This window comes from Ligilactobacillus sp. JN-6 (Y).1 (genome assembly GCF_058111525.1).
This window is the reverse complement of the sequence record NZ_CM176599.1, coordinates 2,265,662-2,288,821: the sequence shown is the minus strand read 5'-3', so window position 1 is coordinate 2,288,821 and position 23,160 is coordinate 2,265,662. Positions and strand designations below refer to the sequence as shown.

The 23,160-nt window shown below is 40.0% G+C and carries 23 protein-coding genes; 22 read left to right on the top strand and 1 reads right to left on the bottom strand.

What is annotated here, in order from left to right; genetic code table 11:
* Window positions 1–95: 95 nt before the first annotated feature.
* Both cls and AC3XNE_RS10705 read left to right on the top strand, forming a co-directional pair.
* Window positions 96–1,559: a cardiolipin synthase gene (gene cls / locus AC3XNE_RS10710; protein WP_489833412.1), complete on the top strand. Its 1,464-nt coding sequence runs from the start codon at window positions 96–98 to the stop codon at window positions 1,557–1,559.
* Window positions 1,560–1,662: 103 nt separating this feature from the next.
* Entirely contained in the window at window positions 1,663–2,598 is a 936-nt protein-coding gene (locus AC3XNE_RS10705; RefSeq protein WP_489833411.1) for an alpha/beta hydrolase, read from the top strand.
* Window positions 2,599–2,639: 41 nt separating this feature from the next.
* On the opposite strand, the gene AC3XNE_RS10700 is transcribed toward AC3XNE_RS10705, so the two are convergent.
* The gene (locus AC3XNE_RS10700; RefSeq protein WP_489832060.1) at window positions 2,640–2,762 is read right to left on the bottom strand and encodes a DUF4044 domain-containing protein; all 123 of its coding nucleotides are present in this window, start codon (window positions 2,760–2,762) and stop codon (window positions 2,640–2,642) included.
* A gap of 306 nt (window positions 2,763–3,068) precedes the next feature.
* Between AC3XNE_RS10700 and AC3XNE_RS10695 the strand changes: the two genes are divergently transcribed.
* The 20 genes from AC3XNE_RS10695 to AC3XNE_RS10600 all read left to right on the top strand — a co-directional run bounded on the left by AC3XNE_RS10695 (window position 3,069) and on the right by AC3XNE_RS10600 (window position 23,130).
* A complete protein-coding gene (locus AC3XNE_RS10695) occupies window positions 3,069–3,431 on the top strand; it encodes a DUF3397 family protein (protein WP_489832059.1) in 363 nt (120 codons plus the stop codon).
* Between the two features lie 219 nt (window positions 3,432–3,650).
* Window positions 3,651–4,082 carry a division/cell wall cluster transcriptional repressor MraZ gene (gene mraZ, locus AC3XNE_RS10690; protein WP_489832058.1) on the top strand — a complete coding sequence of 144 codons (432 nt, stop codon included), beginning with the start codon at window positions 3,651–3,653 and terminating at the stop codon, window positions 4,080–4,082.
* 50 nt (window positions 4,083–4,132) lie between these two features.
* A complete protein-coding gene (gene rsmH, locus AC3XNE_RS10685; protein WP_489832057.1) occupies window positions 4,133–5,080 on the top strand; it encodes a 16S rRNA (cytosine(1402)-N(4))-methyltransferase RsmH in 948 nt (315 codons plus the stop codon).
* A 29-nt stretch (window positions 5,081–5,109) separates the two neighbouring features.
* Window positions 5,110–5,475, top strand: coding sequence for a cell division protein FtsL (gene ftsL / locus AC3XNE_RS10680; RefSeq protein WP_489832056.1), 366 nt, complete (start codon window positions 5,110–5,112; stop codon window positions 5,473–5,475).
* Window positions 5,472–7,628 (top strand): penicillin-binding transpeptidase domain-containing protein, encoded by a 2,157-nt coding sequence (locus tag AC3XNE_RS10675; RefSeq protein WP_489832055.1) that lies wholly within the window; start codon window positions 5,472–5,474, stop codon window positions 7,626–7,628. Before ftsL ends, AC3XNE_RS10675 begins: the two co-directional genes overlap by 4 nt.
* 28 nt (window positions 7,629–7,656) lie before the next feature.
* On the top strand, window positions 7,657–8,619 hold the full coding sequence (gene mraY / locus AC3XNE_RS10670; protein WP_489832054.1) for a phospho-N-acetylmuramoyl-pentapeptide-transferase: 963 nt from the start codon (window positions 7,657–7,659) through the stop codon (window positions 8,617–8,619).
* Window positions 8,620–8,732: 113 nt separating this feature from the next.
* Complete coding sequence (gene murD, locus AC3XNE_RS10665) at window positions 8,733–10,106, top strand: UDP-N-acetylmuramoyl-L-alanine--D-glutamate ligase (protein ID WP_489832053.1); 1,374 nt, start codon at window positions 8,733–8,735, stop codon at window positions 10,104–10,106.
* A gap of 3 nt (window positions 10,107–10,109) precedes the next feature.
* Complete coding sequence (gene murG / locus AC3XNE_RS10660; RefSeq protein ID WP_489832052.1) at window positions 10,110–11,201, top strand: undecaprenyldiphospho-muramoylpentapeptide beta-N-acetylglucosaminyltransferase; 1,092 nt, start codon at window positions 10,110–10,112, stop codon at window positions 11,199–11,201.
* Window positions 11,202–11,268: 67 nt separating this feature from the next.
* Window positions 11,269–12,126 carry a cell division protein FtsQ/DivIB gene (locus AC3XNE_RS10655; RefSeq protein ID WP_489832051.1) on the top strand — a complete coding sequence of 286 codons (858 nt, stop codon included), beginning with the start codon at window positions 11,269–11,271 and terminating at the stop codon, window positions 12,124–12,126.
* A 114-nt stretch (window positions 12,127–12,240) separates the two neighbouring features.
* Window positions 12,241–13,593 (top strand): cell division protein FtsA, encoded by a 1,353-nt coding sequence (ftsA, locus tag AC3XNE_RS10650; protein WP_489832050.1) that lies wholly within the window; start codon window positions 12,241–12,243, stop codon window positions 13,591–13,593.
* 27 nt (window positions 13,594–13,620) lie between these two features.
* Window positions 13,621–14,886: a cell division protein FtsZ gene (gene ftsZ, locus AC3XNE_RS10645; RefSeq protein ID WP_489832049.1), complete on the top strand. Its 1,266-nt coding sequence runs from the start codon at window positions 13,621–13,623 to the stop codon at window positions 14,884–14,886.
* 33 nt (window positions 14,887–14,919) lie between these two features.
* Window positions 14,920–15,342 carry a cell division protein SepF gene (locus AC3XNE_RS10640; protein WP_489832048.1) on the top strand — a complete coding sequence of 141 codons (423 nt, stop codon included), beginning with the start codon at window positions 14,920–14,922 and terminating at the stop codon, window positions 15,340–15,342.
* Between the two features lie 12 nt (window positions 15,343–15,354).
* Entirely contained in the window at window positions 15,355–15,621 is a 267-nt protein-coding gene (locus AC3XNE_RS10635; protein WP_489832047.1) for a YggT family protein, read from the top strand.
* 2 nt (window positions 15,622–15,623) lie between these two features.
* Window positions 15,624–16,412 carry a YlmH family RNA-binding protein gene (locus AC3XNE_RS10630; protein WP_489832046.1) on the top strand — a complete coding sequence of 263 codons (789 nt, stop codon included), beginning with the start codon at window positions 15,624–15,626 and terminating at the stop codon, window positions 16,410–16,412.
* A 32-nt stretch (window positions 16,413–16,444) separates the two neighbouring features.
* A complete protein-coding gene (locus AC3XNE_RS10625) occupies window positions 16,445–17,173 on the top strand; it encodes a DivIVA domain-containing protein (protein WP_489832045.1) in 729 nt (242 codons plus the stop codon).
* Between the two features lie 330 nt (window positions 17,174–17,503).
* Window positions 17,504–20,302: an isoleucine--tRNA ligase gene (gene ileS, locus AC3XNE_RS10620; RefSeq protein ID WP_489832044.1), complete on the top strand. Its 2,799-nt coding sequence runs from the start codon at window positions 17,504–17,506 to the stop codon at window positions 20,300–20,302.
* Between the two features lie 198 nt (window positions 20,303–20,500).
* Window positions 20,501–21,487, top strand: a complete 987-nt coding sequence (gene dapF / locus AC3XNE_RS10615) for a diaminopimelate epimerase (protein ID WP_489833410.1) — start codon at window positions 20,501–20,503, stop codon at window positions 21,485–21,487.
* Between the two features lie 44 nt (window positions 21,488–21,531).
* Complete coding sequence (locus tag AC3XNE_RS10610; protein ID WP_489832043.1) at window positions 21,532–22,074, top strand: NUDIX hydrolase; 543 nt, start codon at window positions 21,532–21,534, stop codon at window positions 22,072–22,074.
* A 3-nt stretch (window positions 22,075–22,077) separates the two neighbouring features.
* Window positions 22,078–22,386 (top strand): hypothetical protein, encoded by a 309-nt coding sequence (locus tag AC3XNE_RS10605; protein ID WP_489832042.1) that lies wholly within the window; start codon window positions 22,078–22,080, stop codon window positions 22,384–22,386.
* Window positions 22,387–22,440: 54 nt separating this feature from the next.
* On the top strand, window positions 22,441–23,130 hold the full coding sequence (locus AC3XNE_RS10600; RefSeq protein ID WP_489832041.1) for a 5'-methylthioadenosine/adenosylhomocysteine nucleosidase: 690 nt from the start codon (window positions 22,441–22,443) through the stop codon (window positions 23,128–23,130).
* Window positions 23,131–23,160: the final 30 nt, after the last annotated feature.

Genomic DNA, 23,160 nt, shown 5'->3' with positions numbered 1-23,160 from the left:
AAGGTTCAAAGTTTTACTGTCGATATTTATATACAGTGACTGCCTTCTTTGCTATAATTCTTTTGTATCTAATTTGAACATGGTGGTGAATTTTGGTGGGTCTGATCTTTTCTATTATATTTATAGTGTTTTTTGTGAATACTCTTTTTGCCATCGTGACAGTTTTCAAAGAAAAAAGGGATATTGCGGCAACCTGGGCCTGGCTATTAGTTTTAAATTTGCTTCCAGGTATTGGTTTTTTGATTTATTTGTTTGCCGGAAAGAAGATTTCTAAAGAGCGGATCTTTGATATTAAAGTGCAAGAAAAACTCGGGATCAACCAGCTGGTTTCTTTACAAAAAGAGCAGTGGAGCGAAAAAGAACTTCTTCCTTATGATGTTTTGACTAATGAGGCTCAACAGACTGCGCGTCTTTTTCTTGATGCAGATCAAGCGATATTTACTGATAGTAATGAGGTTAAAGTCTATACTGATGGGAAAAAGAAATTTGCTAAATTATTTGATGACATAAGCAACGCCAAAGATCATATACATATTGAATATTACACGTTTTATAGTGATGTAATAGGGCACCAAGTCTTAGATGCTTTAAAAGCGGCTCAAAAAAGAGGAGTCACTGTTCGTGTTATATATGATAGCATGGGTTCTCGTGGTCAGAGCCGGCAATTTTTTAAGTCTCTGGAAGAGTTAGGTGGACAGGCTGAGCCTTTCTTCGGCTCAAAAAAGTCTTACTTTCATAGTCCGCGATTAAACTACCGGGACCACAGAAAAATCATCGTTATCGATGGTATGATTGGTTATATTGGCGGTTTTAATATTGGTGATCAGTATTTGGGACGCTTGGAGAAATTTGGTTACTGGCGAGATACGCATTTACGAGTGGTTGGGAATGCTGCAGTTGCTTTACAATCACAGTTTTTTATGGATTGGAATGCGACTGTTAAAAATTCTTCAGAGTCTGCCCCGATAGAATATGCGGACAGATACTTCCCACTTCAAAGAGGAGAAGGGACAACTGGTATCCAAGTCGTTTCTTCGGGACCAGACAACGAAACTGAAGCTATTAAGCTAGGATATTTAAAACTGATCAGTAACGCACATGATTATATTTACATTCAAACACCGTATCTTATCCCAGATGATTCTGTGATGGAAGCTTTGGGCGTTGCGGCACTTTCAGGAGTTAAGGTGAAGATAATGATCCCTTCCAAACCTGATCATGCATTTGTCTATCGTGCTACGGAATATTATGCGCGTGAGCTTTTAGATAAGAATATTGAGATTTATAAATATGATAACGGGTTTATGCACGCTAAGACGATGGTCGTCGACGGTCAAATGTGCTCTGTGGGTTCAGCAAACCTTGATTTTAGAAGCTTTAAATTGAATTTTGAAGTTAATGCTTTTTGTTATGATCGGAAACTGACTATTGAATTGACAGATATTTTTGTTCGAGATTTGGATAACTGTACAAGGCTCACTTCTCAGTATTTTGCTCAGCAATCTCGGTGGTTGAAGTTCAAACAATATTTTTCGCGTCTGCTGTCACCAATTTTATAAAAATAAATCACGTGCTCTTTAGATGAAAGCTAAATCTTCGTGCTAAAGGAGCACGTATTTTAACTAGTTTATTTAGGAAAAAATTTTAGAAATGGAAAGAACTATGTCAAAAAAGAAAAAGATAATTATAAGTCTACTGGTGTTTTTTGTAGTAGTGATCGGTGGGGTTCTGGGTTATGCTGCGAACTACTTAGTTACATATGCATTTGATAATCCTTATCGTACAGAAAAGCAGCTGGCGTCTAAGGGACAAGAAAAAAAGGATCAACGCTGGCTAAAAAAACAGACTGACGTTTCAAGATGGGATATGAAGGCTAAAGATACTAAACAGAAATTAGTAGCTTTTTATTATCCGGCAGCAAAAGCAACCAAAAAAACAATTGTTGTTGCACATGGTTATCAGGGGAGCCATTTCACGATGGCGTCATATATTAAAATGTTTCATGATAAGGGCTACAATGTTTTAGCACCTGACGACAGGGGTAGTGGTGAAAGCAAGGGACGTTACGTAACGTTTGGCTATCCTGATAGTCATGACTATCTGAATTGGACAAAGAAAGTACTTGCAAAAAAAGGACCAGGTTCACAAATTGGCTTATTTGGTGTCAGCATGGGCGGGGCGACTGTGATGATGATGAGTGGTTTGAAATTACCACATCAGGTCAAAGCAATAGTGGAAGATTGTGGTTATGATACTGTTGAAAATGAATTGACATACCAGTTAAAAGACCAGTTCGACATGCCCAAAGAGCCTTTGATCACTTTGAGCCTTTTAGTAGCACGTTTCAGAGTAGGACATAATTTTAAAGAAGCTAGTTCGCTCAAGGGACTGCACAAAAATAGATTGCCAGTCTTTTTTATCCATGGGCAAGAAGATTCATTCGTGCCGACCTCGATGGTGTACAACAACTATAAGGCAACACAGGGCAAAAAGCGGTTGTGGATCACGCCAAATACTAAGCATGCAGATTCTTTAAAAAATTATCCACAACAATATCGCCGAAAAGTAGGCAGATTTTATGATCAATTTTGGCAATAAAAAAACAAGGTGTAAAACACCTTGTAAGACATAGTCTGTTTTCATGAGCCGAGAAGTGGGCCAATAGAGCCTAGGATCACTGATCCTACCATGAAAATAAGCATGACCCAGACTACGGCCATAGTTATTTTTTGGAAAGTAGAACGTTCTTTCTTTTTACGCAAATAAACCACCCTTAATTTTTAAGTCTATGTTACATTTTTATGAAAGTCACTGTCAAACCTTATAATTAGATATTATAGTAAAGATGATGAAATTTGCAATAGGAATGAAATGTTTCGTTTAAAAGAACGTTACTCTCGAAATTCAACTATAATTTCAAGCCGCGCTAGTTATGGCCTACGATATTCATGAAACGTTTGATTGCCAAAACAGAGGCACGTTTTTAAAGTGGGGACAAAGCAGGGCGGATCAAATGTTAAAATATTTCAAAGATACTTGTCGTTCAGTTATTTACGGAGGAAATTGCAATGTTTAAGAGTTGGCTTTTTTGGTTAGTAGCAATCTTGATATGGAATGGTTTAATGATCGGGGTAAAAAAAACATTACTGAAAAAAAGAATAACGTTCCTTAAAACTTTAGACCTCGATCTACCACTTTTGATCGTTGGGATCCATTTTATATCTCAGTCATTGATGGGGCTTTCTATTTTGCCATTTTTGATTTTTGCTATGGCTCTTTTTGGGATCGCTATGACTCTGATATATGCTTTTCTGGAAGGTGATATTATTTACCGTGCTTTTTTCGTGAGATACGTTAGGGTTGCCGATATTATAGCCTTGGTGTCTTTTTTCGCCTTTTTAGTCATAGACATCATTCAGGAGTTTGTTTGATAAAAAATTACAAGTAACATACGTACATTCTTTCAAAACTGGTTGCCGTTTAAATTTGGTGACCAGTTTTTTTAATACTTTGTATGGGAACACTAGTTTGAATATACAATTTCCTAACCTATCAACGTTTTTTAGTGGTTTTTTAAGGACATTTAGTGGTTAAAAGTGGGGATATGTGGTAACATTTAAAATAACAAGTTGATTGGGGAGGTGACGCCAATGTTCATGGGAGAATATAAGCACTCAGTAGACACAAAAGGACGCTTGATCATTCCTGCTAAATTCAGAGAGGAACTAGCCGGTAAATGTGTGCTCACACGTGGTCTAGATGGTTGTTTGTTTGGTTATCCCATGGATGAATGGCAGATCCTTGAAGAGAAACTAAAACAACTTCCACTAACTAAAAGAGATGCCCGTGCTTTTGTACGTTTTTTCTATTCGGCAGCTACAGAAAGTGAGTTTGATAAACAAGGTCGGATCAATATTCCGCAATCGTTGCGAACTCATGCAGGGGTCGATAAGAAATGTGTGATCGTTGGGGTCTCTAATCGCTTTGAAATATGGTCAGAGGATCGTTGGCAGGACTTTTCAGAGTCTGCAGAAGAGAATTTTGATGATATTGCGGAAAACATGATCGATTTCGGCTTGTAACTTGGTTTTTAGTTAGTAGTTGTATCCATGGTTTATTGCAAGGAGCTATTATGGCAGAATTCACACATGAAACAGTTCTTTTAAATGAAGCAATTGAAAATTTACAAGTCAAAGCGAAAGGGTATTATGTTGACTGCACTTTAGGTGGTGGGGGTCATTCCCAACGTTTGTTATCTGAGCTTGGGTCAAGTGGGAAATTATTTTCTTTTGACCAGGATGCAACAGCGATCACTTATAACCGAACGAATTTGGCTTCTTATATTGAAACTGGTCAGTTAACTTTGGTGCAAAAAAATTTTCGTGAATTAGCAGCAGCTTTAAAAGAACATGGAGTTAATGGCGTTGACGGCATTGTGTATGATCTTGGAGTTTCTTCGCCACAGTTTGATGTTGCTTCACGCGGTTTTAGTTATCGACAAGATGCACCGCTTGATATGCGAATGGACCAAGACCAGTCATTGACGGCAGCAGAGATAGTCAATGACTGGTCATATCAAGAGTTGGTCAGGATCTTCTTTAGATATGGTGAAGAAAAATATGCTAAGTCGATCGCACGCCGGATCGAAACAAAGAGAAATGAGCAAAGAATAGCAACGACTGGACAGCTAGTGGAACTGGTCAAGCAAGGTATTCCAGCAAAAGCACGGAGGCATGGCGGCCACCCTGCCAAAAAAGTCTTTCAAGCATTGCGGATCGCTGTTAATGATGAGCTTGGCGCGTTGGAAGAGTCGTTGGAACAGGCTTTAGATTTATTGTTGCCTGGCGGCAGAATAAGTGTGATCACATTTCAGTCTTTAGAGGATCGTTTAGTTAAAGGCCTCTTTAAAGAAAAATCTAGTATTTCTGACCTACCGCCTGGATTACCGGTCATTCCGGATGAAATGCAGCCAAATTTTAAATTGGTCACGAAAAAACCGATCGTACCATTGAAGCAAGAACTTGAAAGAAATCATCGTGCGCATTCCGCAAAGTTGCGCGTCATTGAAAAAATCAAATAAATAATAAAAACTTGAAGGATGTGATCCAAATGGCACAAAATACAGCTAGACAAATAACATCAGACCCAATTTCACAACCGTTACATACAAAACAAAAAAATTCTGAACGTCGCTCGAAGAATGTCTTTTATTTAAAAATTGAAAAAATTATGGTAGTATTAATCTCTGTTTGGATAAGCATTCTTGCTTGTTTGGTGATTGCTTCTGCGATAAACCTTAATTCGTCACAAGTGGACTTGCAGAAAGTTAATACACGGATCTCTAATATGCAATCCAAAAATGCGAATACCAAACAAGAAGTAGGAGAGTTAACAAGTCGGTCACGTTTAGATGCAGTTGCTAAGAAAGCCGGTTTGTCAATGAATGAACAAAATACAAGGAATGTTTCAAAATGAATAATAAACAAAAGCGATCGGTGAACAAGAAGGGTCTAAAATATAACCGCAAGTACTTTGGAAGACTTATCTTCTTTGCGGTCATTGCAATTTTTATCCTTTTTACTGGTCGTTTTTTTTATATCTCAGTTTTTCACAAGGCTGATGGCCAAGATCTACAAAAGAAAGTTGCAAAATTATATGATGCTGAAACTAGGAAGCCAGCAAAACGAGGGACGATTTATGATTCAAGTGATCAGCCAATAGCCGAGGATACAACTACATATTCGATATATATTGTTTTATCTAAAAAGGCTACTTACAACGGAAAGATTAACTATCTTCCTGATTCAAAAAAACGGCAAGCAGCGACCCTTTTAAGTAAAAAGCTGCATATAGATTATAAAAAAGTGTGGAGCGTTATTAATCCGAAGAATAAAGACCTTTATCAAGTCGAGCTTGGTAATGCGGGTAAAAATATTTCTTTAGAAACAAAGAAAGCCATTTCAAATGCCAAGATACCTGGGATCAAATTTATCCCCTCACAATCACGTTTATATCCTAACGGTAAGTTTGCTTCGCATTTAGTTGGTTTAGCGGAAAACACCGAAGGGCGCTTAGTAGGTGTGATGGGGCTCGAAAAACAGTTTGATAAACGCTTAAAAGGCACGGATGGTGTTAAAGAGTCTTCTTTTGATAGTCGAGGGACAGACATTCCAGGAAGAAGCGGTAAAACACGCAAAGTCAAAAATGGTGACAATATCTATACGACCATTGACCAACGTTTACAGAATTATTTGGAGAGCTTAACTGATCAAGCACAGGGTAAATATCATCCTCAAGGCATTCGTGCAATGTTGATGAATGCCAAGTCTGGCGAAGTTATTGCCGCAACTCAACGACCGACTTTTAATCCACAGACGAGGGCCGGGATCAACGCCATTTGGCGAAATACTTTGCTGGAAGATGCTTATGAACCTGGCTCTACTATGAAGATCTTTACTACAGCGGCCGCTATTAATAGTGGTAATTTCGATGGTGATGCTTATTTCCACTCCGGCAACTATGAGATAAATAATCAGAAAATTTATGATTGGAATAGAGACGGTTGGGGCATGATCAATTATCAGCAAGCCTTTATTCGATCGTCTAACGTGGGTATGGCTCATTTAGAGCAGAAGATGGGTGCTAAAAAGTGGAGACAGTATTTAGGGAGATTTGGCTTCCTTAAAAGTACTCATGCCGGGTTAGGTGACGAGTCGGCTGGTTCGATCAGTTATAAATATGGGATAGACCAGGCAAATACATCGTATGGGCAAGGGATCGATGTGACTGCTTTTCAAATGATGCAAGGTTTTTCAGCGATCGCTAATGGAGGAAAAATGATCAAGCCGCGGATGATATCTGAGATCAAAGATCCTAATACCAATAAGACTGTTTATAGATCAAAACCGACCACTGTCGGTCATCCTATCAAGAAGGCGACTAGTCAAAAAGTCCTAAATTTGATGCAACGAGTTGTTACAGATGAAAATGGAACTGGTAAAGACTATAAATTAAAAAAATATCCAGTTGCAGTTAAAACAGGGACGGCAGAGATCGCAAACAAAAATGGCAGTGGCTATATGAGCGGTGATACTAATCACATATTTTCCGTCGCAGGGATCGCACCTGCTAATAACCCTAAATATATTTTATATGTGACGATGGAACGTCCCAAGAGTTATGGACAAGACAAGACTGCTACTAAGGCACTCTCAACTATATTTAACCCCTTAATGCAACGCACTTTAGATGATGATGCTAATGGTTCTCAAGTTGCGACTCAAAAAATTATGGACTTTAAAAATACAGATGTTGACAGTGCGGTAGAAAGACTGCAAAAACAAGGGTTGAAAGCTGAAGTGGTCGGTAAAGGCAGCAAGGTCAAACAACAGTCTCAAGAAGCTGGTGCCAAAGTCATCAAGGGTGAACGTGTTGTTTTATTGACCGATGGAAATTTGACTATGCCGGATCTGACAGGTTGGTCACAAGCAGATATTGTTAACTTTGGCCAAATGGTCGGCTTAAAAATTAAATTGTCTGGTTCGGGCTATGCATTCAAACAAAGCTTGACTGCCGGGCGAGATCTGACTGGTGTCAAATCTCTAAAAGTCAATTTACGAGAACATTAAATATGCGAAATATGAAGGAGTTGCTTGGATGAATTTTTTAGCAGTGCTTGGAACAGTCTTATGTAGTTTTATCTTAACGATTATTTTTACCCCATTTTTTATAAATTATGCTCATGAAAAAAATGCTGGTCAAATGATCCGTGAAGAGGGACCAAAATGGCACGAAAAGAAGTCTGGAACGCCCACTATGGGAGGTTTAGTTTTTGATGTAGTAATCGTAGTGACAGCCATTGTTGTTCCTTTGATAATGCGTGAATTGAGCCCACAGATCTTAATTTTAGACTTTATTTTAGCTTTGTATGGGTCATTAGGATTTTTCGATGATTCTATTAAATTACTTAAGAAACAAAATGAAGGCTTAAAAGCGTGGCAAAAGTTGTTAGGTCAGATCGCCGGAGGAGTTATTTTCTTAGTAGTTTATCAGCTCGAGGGGCTGCCATTTACACTAAATATCCTTGGCTGGCATATGAATTTTGCATGGATCTATGCGTTATTCGTATTGTTTTGGCTGATCGGTTTTTCAAACGCAGTAAATCTGACGGACGGTATCGATGGATTAGTTGCCGGCCAGGCCATAATAGCTTTTGGCGCCTATGCGATCATTGCGTATAGGCAAAGCCAAAATGATGTGCTACTTTTTTGTTTGGCAGTCATTGGGGCACTTTGCGGCTTCTTCTTATTTAATAAAAAACCGGCTAAAATATTTATGGGGGATATGGGTTCTTTAGCTTTGGGTGGAGCATTAGGTGCTGTTTCGATCTTGCTTCATCACGAGCTTTCTCTATTGTTTGTCGGGTTGATTTTTGTTGTCGAAACAGCCAGTGTTATCTTACAGGTCATTTCATTTAAAACTACTGGAAAAAGGATCTTTAAGATGAGCCCTTTACACCATCATTTTGAATTAAGTGGCTGGAGTGAATGGAAGATCGCTCTGGTGTTTTGGATAGTTGGGCTAGTCATGGCTATTGTGTCCCTATGGGTCATTTTGTAGGGTTTAGCCGTTAATTAAAATTTTTCACTGACTGTACGCGAAAATGGGCTTATCTGTTTAAAAATGTGATTATTTTACGTCAAGAAAATGAGTGAATTAAGGGAGTCAGAGAAATGAAAAGTATCAAGGATTACAAAAATAAAAATGTATTGGTTTTAGGATTAGGGACGAGTGGCTCAAATGCAGCTATGTTATTATGCAAGTTGGCAGCCAATGTGACTGTCAATGATAAGAATGTTCCCACAGACCCAAGCTTAGTCAATAAGTTGACCCAAATGGGGGTTCAGGTTGTAACAGGGAGCCATCCTTTGGAACTCTTGGACAATTGTCAGTTACTGGTCAAAAATCCTGGGATCCCGTATAGTAATCCATTAGTTAAAGAAGCACTCACAAGGAAGATACCAGTGATCACTGAGCCGGAGTTAGCTTTCGAAGTGTCTGATGCTCCGTTGCTGGGGGTAACTGGAACTAATGGTAAAACGACCACTACGACTTTGATTTCTTTGATGTTAGAGAAGCTCCCACGTTTTCACAAAGTCTATACAGCAGGTAATATTGGCACCTCGGTTTCATTGGTCGCACAAAATGCAACAAAAGATGATGAGATCGTCACCGAATTATCGAGTTTCCAACTCAATGGTATAACTAAGTTCCATCCGCATATAGCCGTGCTGACAAACATTTATGAAGCACATACAGACTTTCACGGCACACATGAAAAATATATCCAGGCTAAGCTCAATATTACTAAGAATCAAACGCCCGCAGATTACTTCATTGTTAATTGGGATAACAAAGAAGCAAGGGAAGCAAGTAGGCTTTCTAAGGCCACTATCGTGCCATTTTCACCCGCAGGAACGACAAAAGAAGGAACATATCTTTCTGATGGGCAACTTTATTATAAAAATGAGCAGATCATCTCTGCTGATCAGATCAAGATCCCAGGCGAACATAATGTTGAAAATGCTTTAGCGGCTATCGCTGTTGCTAAGCTTTTGGGACAAACGTCCACGCATATTGTAGAGGTGTTGAAGACATTTTCCGGTGTTAAACACCGCACTCAATATTTAACTTCCTTTAAAGATCGAGTTTTTTATAATGATTCTAAGGCAACTAATATAGAAGCTACTGAGAAGGCGCTGGAGGGATTTGAAAAACCAGTTGTTTTATTAGCTGGTGGTTTAGATCGCGGCTTGTCATTTAAACCATTATTAAATGCTTTAAAAAAACATGTTCATGCTTTAATAGTTTTTGGTGAAACTGCCAAACAAATAGCGGATATTGGCAAAGAGGCCGGCATCGAACAAATAGATTTTGCACGAGATGCAGCAACAGCTGTCCCACAGGCCTTTAAGTTTAGCAGACCAGGTGATGTGATACTACTGTCCCCAGCTTGTGCAAGTTGGGATCAGTGGCCGACATTTGAGGTGCGTGGTGATAAATACATCGAAGCAGTAGAAAAGTTGATCAAACAGACGGAGGATTAAAGTATGCGGTTATTAATATCTGGTGGCGGAACTGGTGGACATATCTATCCAGCTTTGGCATTGATCGAAGCACTGAAAAAAAGGGAACCAGATGCGGAAGTGCTGTACGTTGGAACTAATAGAGGACTTGAAAGTAAAATAGTTCCTGATGCGAATATACCATTTGCAACGATTCAGATCCAGGGGTTTAAACGTTCTTTGAGCCTCGAAAACTTTAAGACTATTTATCTTTTCTTAAAAGGTGTCCAGGATTCAAAAAAAATTATTCGTGATTTGAAACCGGATGTTGTTGTCGGTACCGGTGGTTATGTTTGTGGATCGGTCGTATATGCAGCGTCTAAATTAGGTATACCAACTTTGATCCACGAACAAAATAGTGTTTCCGGTGTCACAAATAAATTTTTAAGCCGGTATGTTGATAAGATCGGTATTTGTTTTGCAGACGTAAAAAAGGATTTTCCGACAGAAAAGGTTGTTTTTACTGGTAATCCCCGTGCACAGCAAGTTGTCGGGATCCAGCCAAACCAAATGCTGGAAAAGTATGGACTCAGATCTACTCGACCGACTTTGTTGGTTTTTGGCGGTTCGCGTGGGGCAGAAAAGATCAACCAAACAGCGTTAGCGGCAGCGCAAATGTTTAAAGATAGTAAATATCAGATCCTTTTTGTTACAGGACGCGTCCATTATGATAAACTAATGCAACGACCTGAGGCGCAAAATGTGCCAAGTAATTTTGTCATTCAGCCGTATATACCCAACATGCCGCTGATCTTGCCTGATATAGATGCGATCCTTGGCCGGGCCGGCGCAACAAGTTTAGCAGAGATCACGGCGATCGGGATACCAAGTATCTTAGTTCCTAGCCCGTATGTGACAAATGATCATCAAACAAAAAATGCTTTGAGCTTAGTTGATCAAAGGGCAGCTAAATTGTTAAAAGAAGAAGAACTAACTCCAGAAGCTTTTTATAAAGAAGTAAATGAGTTAATGACCGATGACAATTTACGGGTATGGATGGCAGAAAACGCAAAAAGAGCGGGTGTGCCAGATGCAGCTGATAAATTATTAGAGGTTTTGGATAGTATTAGTAAGTAAAAATATTTCAGCCGACAAATAGCCACTCTTGTGTTGTTAGTTCGATCAGTGAGAGGAGGAGGAGAGTGTGGTATTCAAGTGGCAAAAAAACAAAAAAATAAAACGCTCTTCCGCTCCGTTAACTCCCTGGGAACAAGAACAGCAACGAAGACAACAGCGTTTGAAAGCGAAAAACAAAAAAACGAAATTGAGACCTGAGTATGACAGAAATTTGCCAAAAATGAAAAAGAAACGTACTCAACGGTTAAAAAAGCATGCAAAAGTGTTATTGACAGCCTTTTTGACTGTCACGCTTATAACCTTATACTTTATATTACCTTTTAGTAGGGTGATGTCTGTCAAAGTAGATAGTTCTTATCCTGAGAGTAAAGATGAGATCCTAGAAGCTTCTGATCTAAGATACTATGAGTCCCTGTTTGGTGTTTGGCCGCGAACTGATCAGATCGCTAAAAAAATAAAAAAAGATGTAGCGTCGGTTAAAAATGTTGATATTTCATATAAGGGTAGTAAGATAATTATCAAATCTCAAGAATATCCCATGGTTGGGTACTTAAAAAGAGGTACTGATCATTATCGCATCACGGCGGTTGGCTCTGTATCTACAAAAAAATTAGACAAGGTAACTGGTAATTATCCGGTTTTCTATTCTTTTAATACTAGGGGTCTATTAGTACAAACAGCGCGTCAATTCGGTAAATTATCGCCTGAAATAAGAAAAGGGATCTCCGAGATACATGCTGCACCGACAAAGGTCGACCCGCAAAGGATCAAGTTGTATATGAATGATGGTAATCAAGTGATCGCTAAGTCGACTACTCTTATGAAAAAGATGAAATATTATCCTAATATTGCAGCAAATATGGATAGTTCTGGTATAGTTGATTTAGAGGTGGGGGCGTATTCGTACCCTTATAATAAAAAGTGAGAAATTTGTTGATTTGTTCGCAGAATCATGGTAATTAAAGCCATTTCTATGGTAGAATCTCTTTAATAAGCTTTTTGTGATATAAAATATTAAGAAAAACTAGGGGGCTGAATGATGAATAATTCTGATATATTCGTCGGTTTAGACATTGGGACAACATCTATCAAAGTTATCATAGCAGAGTTTGTAAAAAATCAGCTCAACATTATCGGATATGGAAATACTGGTTCAGTTGGTTTAAATCGTGGGGTAATAGTTGATATTGACCAAGTAGTTGCTTCCATTAAAGACGCTGTTAAACAAGCTGAACAACGAGCAAACATTGATATTTCAGATGTCACTGTGGGGATACCGGCTAATATGCTACAGATCGAGCAATGCCGGGGGATGATCGCTGTTAGTGAAGAAGATGGCGGTGCCAAAGAGATCACCGAAGATGACGTTCGTAAAGTCACTCTGGCAGCTTTAGTACAAAACTTGCCGCCGGAGCGTAGTGTGATCGATGTTGTCGCTGACGAATTTACCGTTGATGGTTTCGATGGGATCAAAGATCCGCGTGGAATGGTCGGCGTCCGGATGGAAATGCAGGGGGTCATGTATACCGGACCGAAAACGATCTTACATAACACGAAGAAATGTGTTGAACGCGCAGGGTTAACTGTTTCTGATATTGTTGTGGCACCAATTGCTTTGTCGCAAGTTGCTCTAAACGATGGTGAGCAAGATTTTGGTGCGATCGTGGTTGATTTAGGCGGCGGAAAAACAACTGCTGCGGTAGTTCATGATCATAAGTTGAAGTATTCTTATCTTGACCAAGAAGGTGGAGACTACGTAACTCGTGATATTTCCGTAGTTTTGAATACTTCAATTGAAAACGCAGAGATGTTAAAAAGAAATTATGGCTATGCCATTTCTTCTCTAGCCTCTGAAGATGAGTCATTCCCTGTTCAAGTTGTTGGACGTCAAGAGCCTGAAAAAGTTACCGAAGAGTATTTGTCAGAGATCATTGAAGCACGTTTAAGGCAGATTTTTGAAAAACTGGCAAACACATTAGAACAGATCAATGCCTTTCAATTACCTGGGGGGATCGTTTTGACAGGCGGGATGGCTGCTTTACCTGGGATAGCTGAACTAGCTGAAGAAATTTTCCAGGTGCAAGTCAAAGTTTATATTCCGCAAGAAATTAATTTAAGGATCCCTTCGTTTACACAGGTGATCGGTCTGGTGGAATATGCAACCAAACAAAGCGAGATCGATCTGATCGTTAAACAAACGTTGGGTTCTGCTAAGTTAAGACAACAAAAACAAGACACTTCGCCAAAAGGCAATTCTCGGCCAGAACAAAAGCCAGTCAAGAAATCAAAGAAAACTAACCGTGCTGATGAGCCAAAGAAAAAGCAGGCTTCCAGCGAAGAAAACGGGTTTGGCTATAAGTTCAAGCATATGTTTGATAACTTCTTTGACTAAACGTGACTTTAATAGGAGGGAACTATAATGGAATTTTCACTAGATGCAAATGAAAATAATACAGGAGCTACGATCAAGGTTATTGGTGTCGGAGGTGCCGGTGGAAATGCTATCAATCGCATGATCGAGGATGACGTTCAGGGCGTTGAGTTCATTGTCGCCAATACAGATGTCCAAGCATTGCAAAGCTCCAAAGCTGAAACCAAGATCCAACTTGGTCCTAAATTGACTAAGGGTCTTGGTGCAGGTGCCAACCCGGATGTGGGTAGTAAAGCTGGTCAAGAAAGTGAAGAGGCAATTGCCGAAAGCTTAAATGGTGCTGACATGGTTTTTGTGACAGCTGGTATGGGTGGCGGCACTGGCACTGGTGCTGCCCCGATCATCGCGAAAGCTGCTAAGGAGCAAGGCGCATTAACAGTCGGTGTTGTAACACGTCCATTCACCTTTGAAGGTCCGAAACGTGCTCGTTTTGCAGCTGAAGGCGTTGCGAAAATGAAAGAACAAGTTGATACCTTGGTTATTATCGCCAACAATCGTCTTTTAGAGATCGTTGATAAGAAAACACCGATGTTAGAAGCTTTCCAAGAAGCAGATAATGTTTTACGTCAAGGCGTTCAGGGTATATCTGATCTGATCACTTCTCCAGGCTATGTGAACTTAGACTTCGCTGACGTTAAAACTGTCATGCAAGATCAAGGTTCTGCTTTAATGGGCATCGGCTCTGCTAACGGCGAAAACCGTACAGAAGACGCAACTAAAAAGGCTATTTCTTCACCATTGTTGGAAGTTTCGATCGATGGTGCAGAGCAGGTACTGCTCAATATTACGGGTGGTCCAGACCTAAGTTTGTTTGAAGCTCAGGCTGCGTCGGACATTGTTGCTCAGGCCGCTACTAGTGACGTTAATATTATTTTTGGGACTTCGGTCAATGAAAACTTAGATGATAGTGTTGTTGTGACAGTGATCGCTACTGGGATCGATAAAAATAATTCAAAAAAAGAATCTCGTCGTCAAACACGTGACGACCGTTCGCAAACTACCAAAGACAGGCAAGATAATGCTGCCAGCAGACGTGATCCGCTGAGTGATTGGGATCTGAACCGTGAAATTAACGGTGATCGGCAAGTTTCCCACGATTCTCGTGAAAACGAGTTTAAAGATATTGAAAAAAAGGATTTTAACGTGTTTGGCTCGGCTTCAGCAGAGAATGATACGGACAATTCACAAGATAACGAGAATGATGAAGATGATGGCTTAAATATGCCACCTTTCTTGCGTCACCGTCGTCATTAATTCTTAGTAAGTTTTAATGAAGGAGGAAAAGAGATGTCACTGGGAGATAAAATCAATAGTTGGTTTGGAGATTATGAAGAAGGATCACAGGAGCAAAATTCTCAAAACCAGCGTCCAGCTGACGAATTACCTCGTGGTCAACGTTCGCGAGTAATGTCGCTTCGAAATGGTAAAAATGGCGAAGTAGTCGAAAAAAAGATAATGCTGTTTGAACCAAGTATTTTTTCTGATGTTAAAGCTATCGCTGCTCGGTTGCTTTCGGGTGAAGCAGCTGTGGTGAATTTTCAAAAAATGGATAATCAGCAAGCACATCGTGTAGTTGACTTTTTGTCAGGAGTGACATTTGCTATAGATGGTGAGATCTCACGTGTTGGAGAAGCAATTTTCTTATGTACTCCTCATGAGTTCACCGTTGAGGGCGACATTACTGAAAATGTGCGGCAGACTGATTTTTAAGGAGTTTTCAACTTGTTTTTATCGATAATTCAGGGTTTGTTTCAGTTGTATTCTTTGGCGATCTTGATTTATGTTTTGATGTCATGGTTTCCGGACGCATATGAGACGAAATTAGGGGGATTTTTAGCAAGGATCTGTGAACCATACTTAAGCTTGTTTAATTTTATCCCGCCGATCTTCGGGATCAGTTTCGCTCCGATAGTGGCTTTGATCGCTTTGGAATTTGTGGAAAATGGCCTACTTTATTTGCTGGCTATGCTTGGTCTCGGGGGATTTTGATTATGGTGGTTAATGAATCGATCTATCAACATTTTCGCACTGAAGAGGCTTCTTTGATCGATAGTTTGAATGATATGATCAATCAGGCCGCTAATGAGTACCGACCTATTTTGTCGCATTTCTTAAATCCACGTGAGTTATTTATTGCGCGGACTGTTGTGAATACGCAAGCTAACGTTAAGATGAGTTCTTATGGTGGGACAAAAAAAGCTGAGAGGCAAAGAGCGCTTTTTTATCCGGATTATTATGTACCTGAAGTCGCCGATTTTCAGGTAGCTTTGATGGAGGTCATCTATCCGCATAAATTTGCTGTTTTGCATCACGGTAGTGTTTTAGGCACGTTAGTGAATAGCGGTATTCAACGAGAAGTATTAGGAGATATCATTACTGATTCAATGCGTTGGCAGTTCTTCGTAGAGGAACCTATTGTACCTTTTTTGAAGTCTGAGATCGATCGAATCTCCAGAGTTAAAGTCAGGCTTGAAGTTCAACCGCCAAGTGAAACGGTGACCCAGATCAGTGAGTGGGAAGAAGTCAATGATACTGTCCCTTCTTTGCGAGCGGATGCTTTGATCTCTCATTTTTATAATTTATCTCGGAAACATGCGAAAGATCTTTTTCATGCCCATAAGATCCAGCTTAATTGGATGACACTTGACAAACCCGATTATGAATTGTCTGATTTCGATATTTTATCTGTTCGTGGCTACGGTAGGATCAGGTTAAATGAACAAAATGGTGTCTCTAAAAAGGGTAAACTGAAAATTAGTGCAGCAGTGTTAAAAAAGTAGTATGCTTTAATTAAATTAGGAGGTGTTGGTCAATGACATTGACCCCGTTGGATATTCATAATAAAGAGTTTCATGTTAAGCTTCGCGGCTATGATCAAGACGAAGTAAATGATTTTTTAGACCAAATCATAAAGGATTACGAGATGACACTCCAAGAAAATGAGAAGTTAAATTCGAGCTTGGAGCAAAGTAATGAAAAACTCAAATATTTTAATGATTTAAAGGATTCTTTGAACCAGTCGATCATTGTTGCACAAGAGGCTGCTGATAAGGTCAAGGCTAATTCACAAAGAGAGGCTGACATCATTCAGCGTGAAGCACAAAAGGAAGGGCAGGATGCTATTGACCAAGCTAATGAAAAGGCCCGCCATATTATTGATCAAGCCTCACGAAAAGCGACTCAGTTAGCAACTGAAACAGATGGTTTACGCAAACAAGCACGGATCTTCCGGCAAAAACTGCAAGTTATGATGGAGTCTCAACTCGAAGTTGTGAAGGGCTCAGAGTGGGACGATATTTTAAAGCAAGGTGAAACGAGCAGCTATGAAGAGATCCAAGATGCTTTAAGGCACGATGAGGACCTTGACAATCAACCTGTCGAGGAAGTAGAATCAGAACATGCGCAAGATGAGACTGACGATGCTCACACCGAAGCACAAGAGCCCGATGTTGATAACGATGATGCTGTCGTTATCTTTCCGGATGCTTCCGTTGAGGATGAAGAAGGACAACATTTTGCAAACGCAGAAGATGATAAATAGTTAATATAGGTTATTTTTAATGGGGAACACAGATCTCAGTGGATGTCAAAGCGAGTCGACATAAGGTGAAAGGTCGATGACGGTAAACTGATTATTTATCCTCTCCATAGTCGTTGAATTGAAATTGTACATAAACAGTTAGTAGGTTCGACCGGTTAATGATCGTTAACTCATTATTGAGAATATTGATTTTTAGCAGTCCTTGCTAAGGATCAATGTTAAATTTGGGTGGTACCACGAGAATCTCGTCCCTTGCGGATGAGGTTCTTTTTTAACGCTCTAAATTGTGAACGTCAACTGTTGGATAGTTAGTAATAAAGGAGTAGGGTAATGAGAGTAAAAGATACTTTAAATTTGGGAAAAACAAAATTCCCAATGCGTGGTAATCTTCCTGTTCGTGAAGTTGAGAGACAAAAAGAGTGGGAAGAAAATAAAGTCTATGAGAAGCGTCAGGAATTAAATGAGGGCAAGCCTTCTTTCGTTTTGCATGATGGACCTCCATATGCTAACGGAAATATTCACATGGGACATGCGTTAAATAAGATCTCAAAGGATTTCATCGTCCGTTCTAAATCTATGATGGGTTTTCGTGCCCCTTATGTTCCTGGTTGGGATACTCATGGATTGCCGATCGAGCAACAGCTAAAAAAGGCGGGTGTCGATCGCAAGTCGATGTCTGTCACAGAATTTCGTGAAAAGTGCCGCGAATTTGCATTACAGCAAGTTGACAAACAACGAGAAGATTTCAAACGTTTAGGTGTAGCTGGTGAATGGGATAACCCATATATTAGCCTTGATCCGTCATTTGAAGCACATGAAATCCGCGTTTTCGGTAAGATGGCTGAAAAAGGCTTGATTTATAAGGGCAAGAAACCTGTATTTTGGTCATGGTCATCCGAATCTGCTTTGGCAGAAGCTGAAGTTGAATACCATGACATAACGTCTCCTTCAGCTTTTTATGGCGAAAAAGTTATCGATGGTCAAGGTGTTCTGGATGAAAATAACACTTATATGGTTGTTTGGACTACTACTCCATGGACAATACCAGGCTCAGAGGGGATCACACTCGATGCTGACTTTGATTATGCGGTCGTTCAACCTGAAGGCGACAACAAAAAATATGTACTAGCTGCACAACTAGTTAACCAAAACGCGGAATTGTTTGGTTGGGAAAATGTTCAGATCCTAAAGACGGTCAAAGGCTCTCAATTGGAAAACGTTTTGGCTGAGCATCCATTTTATCCAGAACGTAAGTTAGTGACGATGTTGGGTGACTTCGTAACGCTTGATGCTGGGACTGGCTTGGTTCACACGGCACCAGGGTTTGGTGAAGATGACTTTAATGTTGGTCAACAATATGGATTGGATATCGTTGTGCCTGTTGATGATAAAGGTTATCTGACTGCTGAAGCAGGATCTGACTTTGAAGGTGTCTTTTATGATGATGCTAATCAAATCTCGTTAGAAAAGCTGGAAAAAGATGGCTTGTTACTAAAAGAAGTTGATTACAAGCATTCTTATCCATTTGATTGGCGAACTAAAAAACCGATCATCTTCAGAGCCACAGCACAATGGTTTGCCTCAGTTGATAAAATCAGACAAGAGATCTTAGACCAGATCGACGGAGTTAAGTTCTTCCCTGAATGGGGGCAGAAACGTTTGTATAATATGATCCGCGATCGTGGTGACTGGGTCATTTCACGCCAACGTGTTTGGGGAGTACCATTACCGATCTTTTATGGTGAAGATGGTGTACCTATCATGGAGCCGGAGACTATCGATCATGTCGCAGATCTAATTGGCAAATATGGATCAAATGTCTGGTTTGAAAGAGATGCTAAAGACCTGTTACCAGAAGGCTTTACTAGTGAACACTCACCTAATGGTCAGTTTACTAAAGAAACTGATATTATGGATGTTTGGTTTGATTCAGGCTCGTCCCATCAAGGTGTTTTGGCTAATAGAGATTATTTGACTTATCCTGCCGACATGTACTTGGAAGGATCCGACCAATATCGTGGGTGGTTCAATTCGAGCTTGATCACAAGTGTTGCTTTTTCGGGCCAAGCCCCATATAAACAGATACTGTCTCAAGGGTTTACCTTAGACGGTAAAGGACGTAAAATGAGTAAATCATTGGGTAATACTATCGTTCCTGAAAAAGTGATCAAGCAAATGGGAGCTGAAATTATCCGCCTGTGGGCGTCGAGTGTTGATTCATCGGCCGATGTTCGGGTTTCGATGGGTAGTTTTCAACAAATATCCGAAAGTTACCGTAAGATCCGTAATACGATCCGTTTCTTGTTAGCCAATACGACTGACTTTGATCCAGAATATGATCAAGTACCTTACCAAAAAATGGAATCTATCGATAAGTATATGCAAATCAAGGTCGAGCGCTTTACTAAGGATGTTTTGGATGATTATGCGCGCTATGATTTTATGAACATTTACAAACGTTTGATCAACTTTATCACAATCGATCTGTCTGCTTTTTATTTAGATGTGGCTAAGGATATCGTGTATATCGAAGCCGCCAACAGCCATAAGAGACGTTCAATGCAAACAGTTTTGTATGATGTAGCAGTTCGTTTGACTAAGTTATTGACACCGATCATTCCACATACTTCGGAAGAGATTTGGAAGTATTTGAAAGAACCTGAAGAATTCGTTCAGCTAGCTGACATGCCAAATGTCGATCATTTCGATGGCGAAGAAAAATTGCTGGTCAACTGGGAAAAATTTATGAAGATCCGTTCATATGTCTTCAAGTCGCTTGAAGAAGCGCGTGACCAGAAATTGATCGGCAAATCGTTTGAAGCTCATGTTGATTTGTACGTCACAGACAGTGTTCATGAATTGTTGAATGATTTGGATGCTAACATTCGTCAGACTTTGATCGTTTCAGGTTTGGACGTTAAAGATTTTTCTGAAGCCCCAGAAACTGCTGATCAATATGATAAGGTAGCTGTACAAATTACTCATGCAGCTGGAGACGTTTGTCCACGTTGTCGGATGATCAAGCAAGATGTTGGACAAGACAAGAATTTTCCAGAGTTATGTCAAAATTGTGCTTCGATCGTAACTGCAAACTTTCCTGAAGCTGTCAAAGACGGTTTAGAAGACTAAGCTAACTTAGCTTCCATAAGCCAAACAAGTGGGTCACTTCGCTTGTTTGGCTTTTTAAGTAATTTACATCGCGAAGAGCAGCAAAATTTGCTATGATAATTATTAACAGGGTAAGCTCTCAAATAGTGAACAACGTTACTTAGCAACTAACAAGGTTCGCTTTTACTGGCTGTTTTTTGACGGGAAGGGATAATGATGATGAAGTTATTAAAAGTCCACGGGTCAGGTAATGATTTTTTCTTACTTGACCAGATGCAAACAGAGCTGTATTTAAATGAAGGTGATCTTAAAAAGCTGGCAGGATCTTTGTGTGATCGTCAAAAAGGACTGCAAGGCGGTGCCGATGGTCTATTATTGGTACTGAGTTCTGACCATCAAGACGCTGTTGCTAAAATGCGTGTCATCAATGCTGATGGCAGTGAAGCTAGTATGTGTGGTAATGGATTAAGGACAGTGGCTCGTTACGTAGCCCCAAAATTGCACATTGATAATGATCAAGCGTTCAAGATCCAAACTATGTATGCAGACCTGCAAGTTAAAGCTGCAAAAGATCTTGGTTTGAATGTTCCGGCATATGAGGTCGAGATCTCACCAGTCAGTTGTTTGACTGAAGATGCAGGGATGCATATTGAGAAAACAACTTTGTTAAATGAACTGATCCCTGAACTTTCCAGTTCGATCAAGTTTTCAGCAGTTGCAGTTCCCAACCCTCATTTAATTGCTTTTGTTGATAAGCCAACATTGAATGGCAGTGAGTTAGTGAAAATTGCGACTTATTTGAATGGTGAAAACCCATTATTTCCAGATGGTGTGAATGTTAGTTTTATTAACGTTAGATCAACCGAGCAAATTTTTGTGAGAACTTTTGAACGGGGCGTAGGCTTGACAAGTGCGTGTGGCACGGCAATGAGTGCGTCAAGTTTGATCTATGTTCTTTTGCACTTAAAAGAAGAAGGTTTCGAGAAGACACTTGAAGTGTATAATCCTGGTGGAATGGTCAAAACAGTCGTCCATCAAAAGGCAGATGCAAACTATTGGATCTCGTTGATCGGGAATGCAACGGTGACTGCAAAAGCAGTGCTTGATGAAACAGCAGCATTAGCCGGTGACTTTTCCCGGGTAGTGTGGGAGGAGACCGGAGAACAGTTGGCTTATAAGGACTTTGTCGACTCACTTAAAAAATAATCAAACGGAACCTTGTGGAAGTATGAGTGAAGGGGTAATGGAATATGAATTTTGCAGAAAAAGTTAGGGAAACTAAACATTTATTCAAAGGACATGTGCTCGACCTTGACCTCGAGACGGTTGAATTGCCGGATGGCAGACAGGCCAAAAGGGAGATCGTTAGGCACCATGGTGCAGTTGCCGTTATTGCCTTGACACCTGCTGATAAGATGGTCTTTATCCGTCAATGGCGTGCGCCCCTGGGTAAGGAAACATTAGAAATACCAGCTGGAAAGATCGAGCCCGATGAAAGTGATGATCCCTTATTAACGGCACAGAGGGAAATGAACGAGGAAACTAGATATAAGGCACAGAATTATGAATTGCTATCAACATTTTACAGTTCACCTGGCTTTTCTGATGAATTGATGTATTTATACCATGCTAGCGACCTCACCCCAGTCAAGACGAAACTTCCGCAAGATCAAGATGAATTTTTACAGATTGAAGAACTTTCTCAGTCCGAAGTTAAAATTGCGATCCAAAATGGGGAGATTTGCGATGCAAAAACCATTATGGCAGTTTTGTTTTGGCAATTAATGGAGTAGTGTATGGATGAAGAAAAACTCAGCCGTAGAAAAAACGCACAAAAAAAGAATTCCCGATCTTGGTGGAAGAAATTTAGGAGAAAACACGACAGTACTCAAGATGCAGACCAGCCAGAGGACGCAGAGAAGCAACAACAAGGCACCGAAGAAACAATGCCGCATCTTTCCCGGAGCAAGACACGTTTTTATAAAGAAAAAAATAATGACGATGAGAAGAGAAAAAGATTAGGCAGACGTTTGGATCTGGTCATTGTGGTCTTAGTAGTTTTGATAGTTCTGGTTTATTTGTTTATGAGATTTGTCAATTTTTAACGATAAAACCGGCTGGCACACCTGGGATAGCAGAGAAAGAGGAGATAGAAAAACATGAAGTATGGCATAATCTGTGCGATGGAAGAAGAGATAAAAGAATTATTGGACCATTTGGACGATAGTCAACAAAGTGACATAGGCGGTACAGACTTTTATGAAGGCACTATTAATGGGCGTTCGGTCGTCTTGGTACGTTGTGGAGTTGGTAAGGTCCAAGCTGCAATAACCACGGCATTTCTGATCGTGAATTATAAAGTTGACGCAGTTATAAATTCTGGATCCGCCGGAGGGATAGGAGACGGGTTACATGTTGGCGAACTTGTTTTATCCGACGGTGTAGCCTATCATGACGCTAATGCTACAGCTTTTGGGTACAAAATGGGTCAACTGCCCCAACAGCCACAAATCTATCAAGCCGATAAAACATTAGTTGATGAAATTGCTCATTCTGCTGCTTTGACAGGTTTGGCAAGTAAAAAAGGTCTGATCGTATCCGGTGATCAGTTTGTTTCTGACAGTCAAGAGATAACACGGATCAAGGGGATCTATCCAGAAGCTTTATGTTGTGAGATGGAAGGCGGTGCAGTTGCTCAGACTGCCTATCAGTTTAAAGTGCCATTTGCAGTAATTCGTGCAATGTCGGATGTAGGCGATGAAAATGCGGGACAAAGCTTTGATGAATTTATTATTGCTGCAGGCCGACGCTCTGCACAAATGCTCTTAAACTTTTTAGAGAACGCATAGTTGTTAAAAAATTAGAAGGTGTATTAGGAA

What these genes read in the sequence shown, in the direction of transcription:
- dapF (WP_489833410.1), top strand. Translation starts at nt 20,501, where the DNA reads ATGAAGTTATTAAAAGTCCACGGGTCAGGTAATGATTTTTTCTTACTT.
- AC3XNE_RS10605 (WP_489832042.1), top strand. Translation starts at nt 22,078, where the DNA reads ATGGATGAAGAAAAACTCAGCCGTAGAAAAAACGCACAAAAAAAGAAT.
- ileS (WP_489832044.1), top strand. Translation starts at nt 17,504, where the DNA reads ATGAGAGTAAAAGATACTTTAAATTTGGGAAAAACAAAATTCCCAATG.
- AC3XNE_RS10625 (WP_489832045.1), top strand. Translation starts at nt 16,445, where the DNA reads ATGACATTGACCCCGTTGGATATTCATAATAAAGAGTTTCATGTTAAG.
- ftsL (WP_489832056.1), top strand. Translation starts at nt 5,110, where the DNA reads ATGGCACAAAATACAGCTAGACAAATAACATCAGACCCAATTTCACAA.
- ftsZ (WP_489832049.1), top strand. Translation starts at nt 13,621, where the DNA reads ATGGAATTTTCACTAGATGCAAATGAAAATAATACAGGAGCTACGATC.
- ftsA (WP_489832050.1), top strand. Translation starts at nt 12,241, where the DNA reads ATGAATAATTCTGATATATTCGTCGGTTTAGACATTGGGACAACATCT.
- AC3XNE_RS10630 (WP_489832046.1), top strand. Translation starts at nt 15,624, where the DNA reads ATGGTGGTTAATGAATCGATCTATCAACATTTTCGCACTGAAGAGGCT.
- AC3XNE_RS10695 (WP_489832059.1), top strand. Translation starts at nt 3,069, where the DNA reads ATGTTTAAGAGTTGGCTTTTTTGGTTAGTAGCAATCTTGATATGGAAT.
- AC3XNE_RS10705 (WP_489833411.1), top strand. Translation starts at nt 1,663, where the DNA reads ATGTCAAAAAAGAAAAAGATAATTATAAGTCTACTGGTGTTTTTTGTA.
- mraZ (WP_489832058.1), top strand. Translation starts at nt 3,651, where the DNA reads ATGTTCATGGGAGAATATAAGCACTCAGTAGACACAAAAGGACGCTTG.
- murD (WP_489832053.1), top strand. Translation starts at nt 8,733, where the DNA reads ATGAAAAGTATCAAGGATTACAAAAATAAAAATGTATTGGTTTTAGGA.
- AC3XNE_RS10610 (WP_489832043.1), top strand. Translation starts at nt 21,532, where the DNA reads ATGAATTTTGCAGAAAAAGTTAGGGAAACTAAACATTTATTCAAAGGA.
- rsmH (WP_489832057.1), top strand. Translation starts at nt 4,133, where the DNA reads ATGGCAGAATTCACACATGAAACAGTTCTTTTAAATGAAGCAATTGAA.
- murG (WP_489832052.1), top strand. Translation starts at nt 10,110, where the DNA reads ATGCGGTTATTAATATCTGGTGGCGGAACTGGTGGACATATCTATCCA.
- mraY (WP_489832054.1), top strand. Translation starts at nt 7,657, where the DNA reads ATGAATTTTTTAGCAGTGCTTGGAACAGTCTTATGTAGTTTTATCTTA.
- AC3XNE_RS10640 (WP_489832048.1), top strand. Translation starts at nt 14,920, where the DNA reads ATGTCACTGGGAGATAAAATCAATAGTTGGTTTGGAGATTATGAAGAA.
- AC3XNE_RS10675 (WP_489832055.1), top strand. Translation starts at nt 5,472, where the DNA reads ATGAATAATAAACAAAAGCGATCGGTGAACAAGAAGGGTCTAAAATAT.
- AC3XNE_RS10600 (WP_489832041.1), top strand. Translation starts at nt 22,441, where the DNA reads ATGAAGTATGGCATAATCTGTGCGATGGAAGAAGAGATAAAAGAATTA.